A 14,324-nucleotide genomic window follows, 5' to 3' on the forward strand; every position below is an offset into this window, starting at 1 on the left:
TAGCTCAGTTGGATAGAGTACCTGGCTACGAACCAGGCGGTCGGGAGTTCGAATCTCTCCGGGCGCACCACTACACCGAAACAGCAGGCCTCGGCCTGCTGTTTTTTTATGTGTGTTTTCTGCAGGGCTGCGCCCTGCACCTGCTCAATACAACGTCAACGTCAACGTCAGGGGCGTGTATTCCGCGGGATGGCGGGGCAGTGTCGGATTGCGGGGACGCCGTAAACCCTTCCATGGGGGCTTGGCCGCGGCATCCATGCCGCGGACACCCCGCAATCCGACACTCCCCCACCCCGACAGATTCCCGCGATCTGTTGGAACGGCGTTCTGCTCTGGTGTGTCGACCAAGGTCGACACCTACCAATAGCAGGCACGGGGTCGGATCCCGTTGCGACGCAACGGGCTCTGACCCCAGATTCGTATCGCCATCTGACAGATTTCATCCACGCATGGCGTGGATCTACCGTGCCGACCAAGGTCGACACCTACCAACAGCAGCGGGGATCTGTCAGAGGCGGGGCGGTGTCGGATTGCGGGGTGTCAGCCGCATGGATGCGGCTGCCAAGCCTACAGGGACGTACTTGCGGCGTCCCCGCAATCCGACACCGCCCCGCCACCCCACGGATACCCAGCTTTTGCTTTTGCCGTTGCCGTTGCCGTTGCCGTTGCCGTTGCAGTTGCCGTTGCCGTGAGCAGGTGCAGGGCGCAGCCCTGCAAACCCCCACCCATCCACGCATGGCGTGGATCTACCCCATTGCCTGCCACCACTGCGCCAGCAACTCCGGCCTGCGCAGCCGTTCGCGCCACCAGCGCAGGGCCGCGCCATCCTCGCCGGTGCGCCAGGCCAGCCAGAAGGTCTCTTCCGCCTTGGGCTCTTCCACCTCGCGGATCACCAGCTCGCCACGCGCTACCGCCGCGCGCGCGCACGGCTCGGGAAGGAAACCGAATCCCAACCCCTGGCATTGCAGCTTCAACTTGCTGGCCATGTCCGGCACCGTCAGGATCTCCTGCCCCATCAGCAGGCCCACGGTGCGCGGCAGCAGACGCCGCGCGGAATCGGACACCGCAATGGCGCAATGCTCGGCCAGATGCTCGCGGCCCAGCACACCAGGCACCTGCGCCAGCGGATGATCCGGCGCCACCGCAAACACGAAATCCACGCTGCCCAGCGGCTCCACCACATAGCCCCCGCCGCTGGGCCCCTCGCCCGCCGCCCCCACCAGCAGATCGGCGCGCCGGTCCAGCAGGGCCTCCCACGTGCCGGACAGCGCCTCGCCGAACAGCCGCAGGCGCGTCGGCGCCTCGATACCGCGGAACGCGGCGATATCCGGGCCCAGCAGCCAGGTCGGGAACATCGAATCCACCGCCAAACTCAGCTCCGCCTCCCAGCCCGACGCCACCCGGCGCACCCGCAGCTCCAGCTCGCGGGCCGCACGCAACAGGTGCCGGCCCTCGTCCAGCAAGGCGCGCCCGGCCTCGGTCAGCTCGGCGCGCGGGCCCACCCGGTCGAACAACTGCACGCCCAGGTCTTCCTCCAGCTTGGCCACCGTGTAGGAAATGGTGGACGGCACCTTGTGCAGGGCCTTGCCGGCCCCGGCAAACGAGCCGCGGCGGTCGATGGCGTCCAGGATCTGCAGGGCATCGAGGCTGATCTTGAGCATTCGAAATTTTCGATGATGGCTGTCAAAACTATCCGTTTTTCAAACCCGCGGCGCAAGCAGATACTTCTCTCCAACGGGGAAACACAGCGGCCACCGGCCCACCCCGCCCCATCGAAACCATCGAACAAGGAGAATCATCATGCTGCAGATCCGCAAGAGCGCTACCCGTGGCCTGGCCGAGCATGGCTGGCTGTCGTCCCGCCACACCTTCTCCTTTGCCAGCTACTACGACCCGCGCTACGTCAGCTTCGGCCCGCTGCGGGTCATCAACGAAGACAAGGTGATCGGCGGCCAGGGCTTCGGCACCCACAGCCACAGCAACATGGAAATCATTTCCTACGTGCTGGGCGGCGCGCTGGAGCACAAGGACTCGATGGGTACCGGCTCGGTGCTGCGCTACGGCGACGTGCAGGTGATGAGCGCCGGCAGCGGCGTCAGCCACAGTGAGTTCAACCACTCGGCCACCGATCCGGTGCATTTCCTGCAGATCTGGGTCTTCCCGGACCGCGAGAACATCGAGCCGTCCTACCGCGAGACCCACTTCGCGCCGGAGAGCAAGCGCGGCCAGTTGCGCCTGATCGCCTCGCCCGATGGTGCCGAAGGTTCGCTGCGCATCCAGCAGGATGCCCGCATCTTCGCCACCATCCTGGACGGCGAGCAGAAGCTGCACCATGCCCTGGCCACCGGCCGTGGCGCCTATGTGCAGGTGGCCCGTGGCCAGCTGCAGGTGAACGGCATCACCCTGGAAGCCGGCGATGCCCTGCAGGTCAGCGACGAAGCGCAGCTGACCCTGGAAAACGGCAACGACGCTGAAGTGCTGGTGTTCGACCTGCCGCTGTAAGGCACGGAAACCTGCGGTGCCACGTGGCGCCGCAGGTTCAGTGGTTCACGCCCGCCAATGCGCCTGCGCCGGCAGGCGTGGCGCCGGACAGGTCGCGGCCGGATGCTGCGCATCGCGCGCCATCCAGTCGTCCACCACACCGGCCAGCAGGTCCAGACGCAGCGGCAGCGTGATGTGGTCTTCGCCGCGCATCTCGATGTAATGCGCACGCGGATTGGCCTGGGCCAGCTCGCGGCCCTGGCTGACCGGAATGTGCTGGTCGCCCTGGCCGTGCAGCAGCAGCACACAGGCACGGGTATCGGCCAGGGCGCGAGCCACGTCCACCTGGTCCAGGTCCAGATCCAGGCGCTGCCCGGCGGCGGCCACCACCTGATCGATATCCTGGCCGCCGTAACGCCAGCGGGCATAGCCGGCGATCATCTGCGCTTTCAGCCCTTCCGGCTGCAGCGCCATCAGGTGCGGAATCATCGTGCGGATGGCCACACCCGCATTGGCGAACGACTCCATCGCCACCACACCCTCGACCTGGTCACCCAGCTTGTCCGCCGCAAACAGCGCGGTGGCCGCGCCGTAGGACACCCCGAACAGGTACAGCGGGCCGCGTATCTCGCCGCGCGCGCGCAGTTCGGCGATCACATCCACTACATCGTCGGACTCGTAGGTGCCGTAGCCGGAAGGCCCCGCCCCCGATTGGCCATGGTTGCGCAGGTCCAGGGTCACCACCCGGTAGCCCTGCCCGGCCAGCTGCAGCGACCACGGCAGCATCGAATCACCGTTCATCATCCAGCCGTGCAGCAGCACCACGGTGCCGCGCGGCGCCTGTGCGCGGAATGGATGTGGCAACGCAAGGCTCAGCCCGGTATCCAGCGCCCGGCCATTCTGGTGGTGCTGCGGCAGGTAGTGGTAGCGGGCACCGTAGTCGCCCGGATCGAACACCCGCCAGAAGATCGGTACGCCCTCGCGGCCACGGGCGAAACCATGGCGGGTGGGCAATGCGGCAATGGCCGCCTGCAGGCGCGGCTGGTCCAGCAGGGTCGAGACCCCACCCGGCGCGACCAGACGGTCGCTGAGCGAGGTGGAACCGGCATTGATCGAGGAGGAGCATGCAGCCAGCCACAGGCCGGCGCACGCCAGCAGGAGCAGCAGCAGGCGCTTCATGGGCATCAAGGGAAAGGGACGACAGCGCGACAGGCTATCTGCGTCACGGCGTGTCATCTATCGCACTGTCATGACGAGTTGATGACAACCCAGCCACGGTTCAGCCCCCCACTCTGCCCCACAGCCGCGCTGTGACCGCCGCCGCAGTGCCATCGAACCTGCGTCTTCACGTCACCCCCATGTCATTGGCGCTGCCGACACTCGCGGGCTTTCCCACCGAAGGTCCGCTCTCAATGCCCATGCGTGCATCGTTCCCCCGCCTCTCCCTGCTGGCCCTGCTGATCGCCCCCGCCCTGGATGCCATGGCCGCAGCGCCCACCGCCGACAGCGCCGACACCGCCAGCACCGATGCGCGCACCCTGGACCAGGTGCAGGTGATCGGCCAGGCCACCAGCTACGCCAAGACCGCGGTCAGCGCTGAAACCCTGAACCGGCAGATGGCGATGAGCAGCGTGAACGATGCACTGAATGAAGTGCCGGGCGTGGTGGTCAGCGAAGCCGATGCCACCGGCTCGTCCGTCTGGGGCACGCAGATCAGCATGCGCGGCTTTGTCACCAACCGCGATACCCAGCAGATCGGCACCACCATCGACGGCCTGCCCAACGGCGGCTCCGGCTACGGCGGCGGTTCGCTGGCCAACCGCTACATCGACACGCTGGATCTGGAAACGGTGGAAGTCAGCCAGGGCACGGCCGATATTTCCTCGCGCTCCAACGAAGCACTCGGCGGCACGCTCAACTTCCTCACCAGCGACCCGCTGCACGACAGCCGCCTGCGCTTCGTGGTCGGCGCCGGTGACAACGATGCACGCAAGTACTACGTGCGCTACGACACCGGTCTGCTGGGCGGCCACACCCGCGCCTGGATCAGCGCCTCGTCGGCCGAAGTGAACGACTGGATCGACGGCACCGGCCACGCCAGCAACGACCATATCGCCGGCAAGTTCATCACCGAACTGGATCGCTGGACCCTGACCGGCTACCTGTCCTACAACGACGCCGACGAGCCGGAGTACACCAGCGTCACCCCGCAGGGCTTCGCCACCCAGCCCGACCGCGACAACCTGGTCGGCACCCTCACCGGCATTCCCTATCTGGACCAGAACTACCGTTCCGGCTCGCGCGCGCTGCGCGAGAACACCTTCGGCTACCTGCGCGCCGCATTCGACGGCGGCAATGGCTTCAAGGCCTCGATGGCGGCCTACGGCCACCGCATGCAGGGCCGCGGTGACTGGCTGCCGCCCTACCTGGCCGATGTCAGCGCCGACGGCGCCGGCCGCCCGGAATCGGATTACCTGGGCGGCCGCACCGTATACGGCGGCGGCAACCTGGGCCAGATCTACTTCGTGAACCCCGATGGCAGCGCCGCCCAGCCGATCGCCGGCTGCACGCCGCGCGCCGGCTTCAGCGCCGAGTACGATCCGAACTGCTATGCCGGCAACGTGCTGGGCGCGCAGTCCTACCGCCACACCCACTACGACAACGACCGCATGGGCGTGACCGCAGACGTGGAATGGCGGCAGACCTTCGGCAGCGTTGACAACACGATCCGAGGAGGTCTGTGGGTGGAGAAGCTGGACCGCACGGCGCGCCGCGACTGGCACCGCCTGCTCAGCGTCGGCCAGAACATCGGCTTCGACCACCAGCCGTACTGGGTGCAGTTCGACGACCGTTACAAGGTCGACGAGCAGATGTACTACATCGAGGATGTGGCGCGCTTCGGCCCGTTCAGCGCCCGCCTGGGCGTGAAGCAGTTCTTCGTCGACCAGTCGCGCCGGCGCACCATCGGTGCCAACGAACAGGTCAGCAGCGACTCGAAGTCCGACCCGCTGCTGTCCACCGGCTTCACCTGGGCCCCCGGCCCGGAAGGCATGGAGCTGTTCGCCGGCTTCTCGCAGAACTTCGCGGCCATCCCGTCCGGGGTGCTGGGCGAGACCGACCCGCAGCGCTTCCGCAACGTGGAACCGGAAACCGCCGACAACATCGAACTGGGCCTGCGCATCAGCCGCTGGCCGCTGACCGCATCGGTCACCCTGTACAACATCCGCTTCGACAACCGCATCGTCTACCTGCCGGCCGGCCTGGTCAGTGGCATCGACTACCTGGACGAGACCGATGGCGTGTATGAGAACTTCGGCGGCGTGGAAAGCAATGGCCTGGAAGCCGCGTTCGGCTACGGCTGGGACAACGGCTGGCGGGTCAACGCGGCCTACACCTACAACCGCTCCACCTATCTGGGCAGCGGCGACGCAGCCCGCGATACCGAACTGGGCATCGTGGACGGCGCCAAGGTGATCGGCCAGGCGGAAAACACCCTGGTGCTGTCGGCCGACTGGCAGGGCACGAACTGGAACTTCGGCCTGTCCGGGCGCTACCTGGGCAGCCGCTACCTGGATGCGGCCAACGTCAACAAGTTGCCCTCGGCCACCGTCTTCAACGCCAACATCGGCTTCGACCTGCAGGGCCTGTCGCCGCGCCTGAAGGGCATGGGCGCCAACCTGGTGGTGAGCAACCTGACCGACAAGCGGTATCTTGCAGGGGTGGATGGTCGCGATTCCGCCTTCATCGGCGCGCCGCGTACCGTCGGCATCTCTTTCCGTGTGGATCTGTGAGCAAGCCCGTGACTGATATCGGCCGACGCCGGTTGTTGCAGGCCGGCGTGGCTGCCGGCCTTTCCCCGCTGCTGCCCAGCATTGCCCGGGCCGCAGCGATCGCCCCGGCGGCGCATACGCGCAGCCTGCAGGACCTGCAGCACATCGTGGTGTTCATGCAGGAAAACCGCTCGTTCGACCACTACTTCGGCACCCTGCCCGGCGTGCGCGGTTTCGGTGATCGGTTCGTGGCGCCGGCACCGCCGCTGGCCGATGCCGAGGGGCCGCGCACGCTGTGGCTGCAACCCGATGCCGACGGCCACCGGGCGATCGCGCCCTTCGCCCTGGATACGGCCCGGCACTTCGGCTACATGCGCGTGGAAGGCACCCCGCACACCTGGCCCGATGCGCAGCGCGCCTGGGACCACGGGCGCATGGCGCGCTGGCCCCAGGCCAAGCAGAACCACTCGATGGGCTACTTCCAGCGGACCGACCTGCCGTTCCAGTTCGCCCTGGCCGAAGCGTTCACCGTCTGCGATGCCTACCACTGCGCCATGCAGGCGGGCACCAACCCGAATCGCGTGTTTCTGTGGACCGGCCACAACGATGCCTTTGCACGGGCCGGTGGCCCGGTCATCGCCAATTCCCACGACAACTTCCCCGAGTACGGCGGCCACGCGCAGTCGTATCACTGGGCCAGCTACGTGGAACGCCTGCAGCAGGCCGGCGTGTCCTGGCAGATCTACCAGGACATGGACGACAACTTCACCGACAACCCGCTGGCCGGCTTCGAAGCGTTCCGCCAGGCCTACCGCGGCGCTGAAGGACACGACCCGGAGCTGCGCCGCCGTGCGGTCAGCAGCCGCGGGCTGGCGCAGCTGCGCCAGGATGTGATCGACGGGACGTTGCCGCAGGTCAGCTTCATCATTGCCGACGCCGCCGGCAGCGAGCATCCCGGACCGTCCAGCCCCGCCCAGGGCGCGGCCTACACCGCGCGCGTGCTCGATGCACTTACCGCCGATCCTGATGTGTGGAGCCGTACCGCGCTGCTGCTGATGTTCGACGAGAACGACGGCTTCTTCGACCACATGCCGCCGCCGGCACCGCCCTCGGCGCAGGGCGATGGCTGGGCCGGCGCTTCTGCGGTCAGCACCGAAGGCGAATACCACCTGCACCCGGCACCGGGCGATGAGAAGTACGACGACGCCGAACTGCGTGGCCGCCCTTATGGAATGGGTCCGCGCGTGCCCCTGTACGTGATTTCGCCGTGGAGCCGTGGGGGTTGGGTCGACTCGCAGGTGTACGACCACACCTCGGTGCTGCGCCTGATCGAGCGACGCTTCGGCGTGGCCTGCCCGGACATCTCACCGTGGCGGCGTGCGGTCAGTGGCGATCTGGTCAATGCGTTCGACTTCGCCCAGCGCGATACCCGGCCGTTCGTGCGCGCCCTGCCCGATATCAGCGCGGTGGCCGCCCGCGCCGCCACGCTGCCGGGGCGTACCGTGCCGGCATTGCCGGACGAACTGCAGCCTGCTCAACAGGAACGCGGCGTGCGTCCGGCGCGTGCGCTGCCCTATCGACCGCAGGTGCAGGTGCAAACGCGCGATACCGACAGCATCACGCTGGCGCTGTCGTGCGAAGGCGCTGCTGCCGTACTGCACGTGTACGACCGGCTGCGGCTGGAGCAGATTCCGCGGCGCTATACGCTGCTGCCGGGGCACCCGTTGCAGGATCACTGGCCGCTGGATGCGCAGGGGCGCTACGACCTGTGGGTGCTGGGTCCGAACGGCTTCCATCGTCACTTCCAGGGAAATGCGAGTGCGCCTGCGCTGCAGGCCCTCGTGCAGCATCGCGATGACAGGCTGCACCTGTCGTTGCGCAATCCCGGCACCACTGCGCAGACGGTCCGCGTGAGCGCCGGTGCCTACGCGGGACACATGCCGGAACAAACGCTGTCGCTGGCCGCCGGTGCCGAACAGGTGTTGGACTGGAATGCCGCACCTACTGCGGGCTGGTATGACCTGCACCTGCAGGCCGGTGAGCAGCAGCTGCGCCTGGCCGGTCGCGCCGAAGATGGTCGCCCCGGCAGCAGTGACCCGGCAATGGGCAGCCAGCCGCTGCGTTTCGCGCACGGCTGAATCCCTGCGCGGGCATGCGGCGCCCGCCCTGCGCGAGCGTTCGCTCAGGGCAGGCGCCGGAACAGGTTGGTCTGCAGGATCGGCGTGCCCTCGTGGGTGTAGAACGCCTTGGTCTCGGTCATCGTCGACGGGTCGGCCGCGATCGTGTAGATGCGCGTGGACGCGGGGGCGCCGTGGTCGACCAGCTGCATCACCAAGGTGGAGGGCGACGGCAGCTTGAGGTTGGCCTGGTCGGCGCCGTAGGTACCCGACAGCGGGCCCGGCGTGCCATCCAGCGACAGGGTGCCGTCGGACTTCATGGTCTTGCCATCGTGCAGCACGATGTCCACGTGCGAGCTCCAGCGGCCGCCACCGGCATCCTTGAATTCCAGCACCACCTGCTTCGGACGCTGCGCTTCCGGCAGGGCCGACGTGGAGATGTCCAGCGACCAGCGGCCCAGCAGCGGCGACGGGGAGGCATCGGCAGCGGAAGTGGCACCGGCCTGCAGTGACAGCGCGGACAGCAGCACAGCGGACAACAGCTTCATGCAAGGCTCCGTTTGAGTGAACAAGGATCTGCGGCAACGCGTGCGCACACTGGAACACAGTTTCACCCAGCCGCCTGTTCACGCTCGCCCTGGGCGCGACGTCAGCCGTTCCAGCCCAGCCCGCGCGGCTCACTGCTGAACCCTGCCGCGCGCAGGGCGTCCACGGCGAGGCCGCGGTGGACCGGTTCGGCATTGATCCGCTGCAGCGTGAAGGACAGCCGCCGACCGCGCCGCAGGCCGACAGCCAGCGCCTGTGCCGCCGCCGTCCAGCGCACTGCAGCGTCGGCGTCGGTGTCATCGATCCAACTGGACAGCTGGCGGCCCCCTTGCGGCAGGTACAGCTGCAGCCGACCTTCACCGATCACCACCAGCGCACCGGCGCGTCGCACCGGCCTCGACCCGGCCAGGGCCTGCGGCCACGGCAACAGGCTGCCGAACGGGTTGGCTGGATCCAGCGCGGACAGCGCAACCCATCCGCCAGCGCCGCCCGCACGCTCGGCACAGGCACGCAGGTGGTCGATGTCTGCGCGCTGGGCGAACTGGGCACCGCCCATCCCCTGCACGAAGCGCCCGCGCAGCAGCTGGCCTGCGTCCTCCATGCTGCGCAGCACCGGCCGCAGTGCCGGGAAGCCGCCGGCCACGGCCTCGCTCATCGCCGCGCTGCGGGTGAGCACCGTGTAGCGGTCCAGCAGCGCCTCGGTCTGCGCCAGCGCACGCACCGTGTCATTGGCCCGCTCCTGTGGCAGCAGCGACCAGCGCCCGGCCAGCGTCGGCCCCGCGCTGCTGGCCAGGGCCAGTCCCGCGGTGCCCGTCGCCAGGGGTGCGAAGGCACGGTCACGGCGGCGGCGGGACACGGACATCGGCCGCGCCCGCGCCGGGCGCACGCCGTCGAGCGCGCGCAGCGGTGCCCACAGGTCACTGCTGATCTGCCCGCGCCATGCCAGCTGCCACAGCGCCGTCTGGAAAGCCTCGCCTGCACTGCCTGCATCGGCGGGATGCGGCTGTACCTGCATCGCCAGTTGCCGGGCGAAGAACGCACCGCCTGCAGCCAGCACCTGCAGGATGGCCTGCTGCATCGGCGATGGGATGGCATCGCTGTCCATGAGCGGCAGGGTTTCGGCCGCATGGTCCCGCAGGTGCAGCGATACCCGTCCATCATCGTCGCCCAGGCGGCCGTGGCCGGCCCAGAGCACCGTACCGGTGGCCAGCAGTTCATCCAGCAGCGCAGGCGTGTAACCGGGCACCCGTGCAGGCAGCACCTGCTGCTCCCACAGCGATGCCGGCAGTGGCAGGCCCGCCAGTTGTCCAATCACCTGCAGCACGGCCTCGCTGTCGCTGCCAGGCGTGGCCTTCGGCAGCACGCCCTGCCCTTCCAGCAATACGCCCACGTAGGCTTCCACCGGTACCGGCCGCGTTGCCGCGCGGGCGGCCTGCAGCGAGCGCAGCCGCAACCGCTGCAGCACATCGGCGGCCACCCATTGATGGGCCGCGCGCGGCGAAGGCGGTGCGACGCTGTCGGGGGGCTGGCGACGATCAAGGCCAAAGCGACCACGAACTATCCGGCCCTGCTCCTGCAATACCTGCAGCGCGTCATCCACCACCGCCACGCCCAACCCGAAGCGGGCCGCCACGCTGCCGCTGCTGAACGGCCCAGCGTGGCGCGCGTGTCGGCCGAGCAGGTCACCCAGTGGATCCACCACCGATGCCAGGAATACCCCGGCAATGTCCGCTGGCGGGTCGATCCCGAGGGCATCGCGCAGCCGCGCGGCGTCCTCCACCGCTGCCCACTGTTCAACACCGGCAATGGTCACGCGGATGGCACGCCCAGCAGCCTGCAACGCCTGCAGCCAGGCCGCCACCTGCGTGGGTTCGGCGCTGCGCTGCGCGATGTCGCTGGCCGGCAATGGGCCAAGCTCGCGCAGCAGATCGGCCACGCCTTCGATGCCACGCGCGTGGCGGGGCGGGTCCAAGCGCTGCAGTTCACGGGCGACGGTGGCCACCACCTCATCGTCCAGCAGCTCACCGAGGTCGACCTGGCCCAGCAGCTCGGCGAGCAGGCCACTGTCGAGCGACAGCACCGATGCGCGTCGTTCAGCCAGGGGCACGTCGGCTTCGTACATGAACTCGGCGACATAGCCGAACAACAGGTCCGCCGCGAAGGGCGACGGCACGGCGGTCTCCACCTCCACCACCTGGACCTGGCCGGCCTGCACGCGCAGCATCAGCGCATCCAGCGCGTCCAGGTCGTAGACATCCTGCAGGCATTCGCGCGCGGTCTCGACCAGGATGGGGAAACCCTCGTGGCCACGCGCGATCTCCAGCAACTGCCCCGCACGCAGGCGCTGCTGCCACAACGGCGAGCGCTTGCCCGGCGTGCGGCGCGGCAGCAGCAGGGCACGCGAGGCGCACTCACGGAAATGGGCGGCGAACAGAGCCGAGCCGGTGACCGACAGCGTGATGGTGTGGCGCAGGCTGGCCGCGTCGAACAGAAAGACGTCCGCGCCCGGCGCCGCGCCGCTGCGGTCAGGGATGCGCACGATGATGCCATCGTCGCTGGCCACCACGGCCGGGTCGATGCCCGCCTGCTCGCGCAGCCGCGCGGCTACCGCCAAGGCCCAGGGGTCGTGCACGCGACGCCCGTAGGGCGAGTGCAGCATGACCCGCCAATCGCCCAGTTCATCACGGCAGCGCTCGACCACCAGGCGCAGGTCGGTCGGCAGCACGCCGGTCGCCTGCTGCTGCTCGGCAACAAGCGCCAGCATGTTGCCGATCGCATTGTCGTCCAAGCCACGCCCGCGCAGCCGGGCCAGCAGCGCCGGTGACGGCTCGCCAGCGGCGCGCGGATCGTCTTCCAGTTCGGCAAGGAACGCGCCGGTGGCCTGCCCCAGCTCGGCCGGGCGCCCCATGCCCTCGCCACGCCAGAACGGCAGCCGCGCCGAGCGCCCGGGTGCGGGCGTCACCACGACCTGGTCGAGGGTGATCTGGTCGATGCGCCAGGATGTGGCGCCAAGGGTGATGACATCGTTCACCCGCGACTCGTGCACCATCTCCTCGTCCAGCTCGCCCACCCGACGCGAGCCGGCCTGCTCCTCGCCCTCGGGCAGTACCACCGCGTACATGCCGCGGTCCGGAATCGTGCCGCCACTGGTGACCGCCAACTGCCGGGCGCCGGGGCGCGCGGTCAACGTGCCTGTCTTCCGGTCCCACACCAGGCGGGGGCGGAAGCCCGCGAATTCGTCGGACGGATAGCGCCCGGCCAACATGTCCAGCACCGCGTCGAAGGCACTGCGGGGCAGCGTGCGGTAAGGCGCGGCGCGGCACACCCGTTCAAACCAGGCCTCTGCATCGAGTGGCTCCATCGCCACTGCGGCAACGGTCTGCTGGGCCAGCACATCAAGCGGGTTGCGCGGTGGATCGATGGCTTCGATGCGCCCATCCATCATACTGTCCACCACCACGGCGGCATCGACCAGGTCACGTCGTGTGCGCGGGTAGAGCAGGCCGCGCGACATACCGCCCACCTGGTGTCCCGCACGCCCCACCCGCTGCAGTGCACTGGACACCGACGGCGGCGCGGCAACCTGGATCACCAGATCCACCAGGCCCATGTCGATGCCCAGCTCGAGGCTGGACGTCGCTACGACGCAGCGCAGTTCACCCGTCTTCAGCGCCTGCTCGATGGCGGCGCGCTGCTCCTTGGACACCGAGCCATGGTGCGAGCGCGCGATCACCGCGTCGGGTGCCGTGACGCGGTTCACCGTGCTGCCGGTAAATGATCCGTAGGCGGTTGCGGCCGCACCTTCGGTGTCGCTCGCGCTTCCCGCACTCGTGCGCTCGGCATGCAGTTCGTTGAGCCGCGCGGTGAGCCGTTCGGCCACGCCGCGCGAATTGGCAAAGACGATTGTTGAGCGATGCCGCATCACGTTGTCGAGGATGCTGGCTTCCACGTGCGGCCAGATCGACCCCACGCGTGTGCCTGCACCGCGCCCTTGCGCCGGGCCGTGCATGGCCAGGTCGGTCATGTCCTCCATCGGAACCACGATCTTCAGCTGCAACTGCCGCTGCGAAGGCGGCTGCACCACCTGCACCGGACGATCGCCGCCAAGGAAGGCGGCCACGCCCTGCACCGGGCGCACCGTGGCGGACAGGCCGATGCGCTGTGCAGGCGCCTGCAGCAAGGCGTCCAGCCGCTCCAGGCTGAGGGCCAGATGCGAGCCTCGCTTGCCGCCGGCCACGGCATGGATCTCATCGAGGATGACCGTATGCACATCGCGCAGGATCTCCCGCGCCTGTGAGGTCAGCATCAGGTACAGCGACTCGGGCGTGGTGATCAGGATGTCCGGCGGACGCCGCAGCAGCCGCGCGCGGTCGCTGCTGCTGGTATCGCCGGTGCGCATGGCCACGGTAAGCGCAACGGCCGGGTCGCCGCGTTCACTGCGGCGCGCACTGATGCCCTGCAGCGGCACCTGCAGGTTGCGCTGCACATCGCTGCCCAGCGCCTTGATCGGCGACAGGTACAGCACGCGCGTGCGCGCCACGGGCCTGGCCGCAGGGTCGCGGCGCGCATCGCCATCGCGTTCGGCGAACACCTGGTCGATCGCATGCAGGAAGGCCGCCAGCGTCTTTCCCGACCCGGTGGGCGCGACCACCAGCGTGTGCTGGCCTGCGGCGATCGATGCCCATGCCTGGTCCTGCACCGGCGTCGATGCCGCGAACGTGGAACCGAACCAGTCACGCGTGGCGGGATGGAAGTTCTGCAGGGAATCCAAGGCAGGGACGGTCGCCATGTTCGACGGTTCGATGATACGGCGAAGCTGCACAACGCCGTGAAGACCAGTGCGGCCCCGGGCGGGCCGCAAGGGTCGAGACATGCATGCGACAGACAGCTGCACGCAGAGAAACGCGCACAACGAAAAACGCCCGCAGATCGGAAATCTGCGGGCGCTTTCTTGTATCTGGCGGAGCGAGAGGGATTCGAACCCTCGATAGAGCTTTTGACCCTATACTCCCTTAGCAGGGGAGCCCCTTCAGCCACTCGGGCATCGCTCCGGGGTTTTTACCGCGTCTGGTGCGTTGCACCTCAGCGGGGCGTGAATCATAACGTTAATCACGCGCGAAGGTAAAGCTTTATTCCGCAGAATTTTCGTTGCCGGTGCTGCCGGCTTCGTCACCGCGCTGGATGCGCTGGTAGATCTCTTCGCGATGCACGGCAACGTCCTTCGGCGCGGTAATGCCGATGCGCACCTGGTTGCCCTTGACGCCCAGCACAGTGACGCTGACCGAGTCACCGATCATCAGGGTTTCGCCAACGCGGCGAGTGAGGATCAACATTTTTGTAAGTCTCCATGGAACCGTGTGGAAGGGTATCCCCCACCGGCTTGACGCTCCGTCAAGAAGCGTCCCCACGA

General features: G+C 68.2%; 8 protein-coding genes and 1 tRNA gene. 3 read left to right on the forward strand and 6 right to left on the reverse strand.

Annotation, left to right across the window (positions count from 1 at the left end):
• Positions 1-746 precede the first annotated feature (746 nt).
• On the reverse strand, positions 747-1,661 hold the full coding sequence (locus tag G4G00_RS04580) for a LysR family transcriptional regulator (RefSeq protein ID WP_108755908.1): 915 nt from the start codon (positions 1,659-1,661) through the stop codon (positions 747-749).
• A gap of 139 nt (positions 1,662-1,800) precedes the next feature.
• Between G4G00_RS04580 and G4G00_RS04585 the strand changes: the two genes are divergently transcribed.
• Positions 1,801-2,502: a pirin family protein gene (locus tag G4G00_RS04585; protein ID WP_164271564.1), complete on the forward strand. Its 702-nt coding sequence runs from the start codon at positions 1,801-1,803 to the stop codon at positions 2,500-2,502.
• A gap of 45 nt (positions 2,503-2,547) precedes the next feature.
• Here the strand turns inward: G4G00_RS04585 and G4G00_RS04590 are convergent, their stop codons facing one another.
• Positions 2,548-3,660 (reverse strand): alpha/beta fold hydrolase, encoded by a 1,113-nt coding sequence (locus G4G00_RS04590; protein ID WP_164271566.1) that lies wholly within the window; start codon positions 3,658-3,660, stop codon positions 2,548-2,550.
• Between the two features lie 233 nt (positions 3,661-3,893).
• Between G4G00_RS04590 and G4G00_RS04595 the strand changes: the two genes are divergently transcribed.
• Positions 3,894-6,272, forward strand: coding sequence for a TonB-dependent receptor (locus G4G00_RS04595; protein ID WP_164271580.1), 2,379 nt, complete (start codon positions 3,894-3,896; stop codon positions 6,270-6,272).
• A gap of 8 nt (positions 6,273-6,280) precedes the next feature.
• Positions 6,281-8,389, forward strand: coding sequence for a phospholipase C, phosphocholine-specific (locus G4G00_RS04600; RefSeq protein WP_164271583.1), 2,109 nt, complete (start codon positions 6,281-6,283; stop codon positions 8,387-8,389).
• A 44-nt stretch (positions 8,390-8,433) separates the two neighbouring features.
• Here the strand turns inward: G4G00_RS04600 and G4G00_RS04605 are convergent, their stop codons facing one another.
• The 4 genes from G4G00_RS04605 to csrA all read right to left on the reverse strand — a co-directional run bounded on the left by G4G00_RS04605 (position 8,434) and on the right by csrA (position 14,247).
• Positions 8,434-8,916 carry a LuxR family transcriptional regulator gene (locus G4G00_RS04605; RefSeq protein ID WP_164271585.1) on the reverse strand — a complete coding sequence of 161 codons (483 nt, stop codon included), beginning with the start codon at positions 8,914-8,916 and terminating at the stop codon, positions 8,434-8,436.
• A gap of 101 nt (positions 8,917-9,017) precedes the next feature.
• Entirely contained in the window at positions 9,018-13,703 is a 4,686-nt protein-coding gene (locus G4G00_RS04610; RefSeq protein ID WP_164271588.1) for an ATP-dependent helicase, read from the reverse strand.
• Between the two features lie 169 nt (positions 13,704-13,872).
• Positions 13,873-13,965, reverse strand: a tRNA-Ser gene (locus G4G00_RS04615).
• A 78-nt stretch (positions 13,966-14,043) separates the two neighbouring features.
• Positions 14,044-14,247 (reverse strand): carbon storage regulator CsrA, encoded by a 204-nt coding sequence (csrA, locus tag G4G00_RS04620; protein ID WP_108749250.1) that lies wholly within the window; start codon positions 14,245-14,247, stop codon positions 14,044-14,046.
• Between the last annotated feature and the right edge of the window lie 77 nt (positions 14,248-14,324).

This window comes from Stenotrophomonas sp. B1-1 (assembly GCF_010894375.1).
GTDB lineage: Bacteria > Pseudomonadota > Gammaproteobacteria > Xanthomonadales > Xanthomonadaceae > Stenotrophomonas.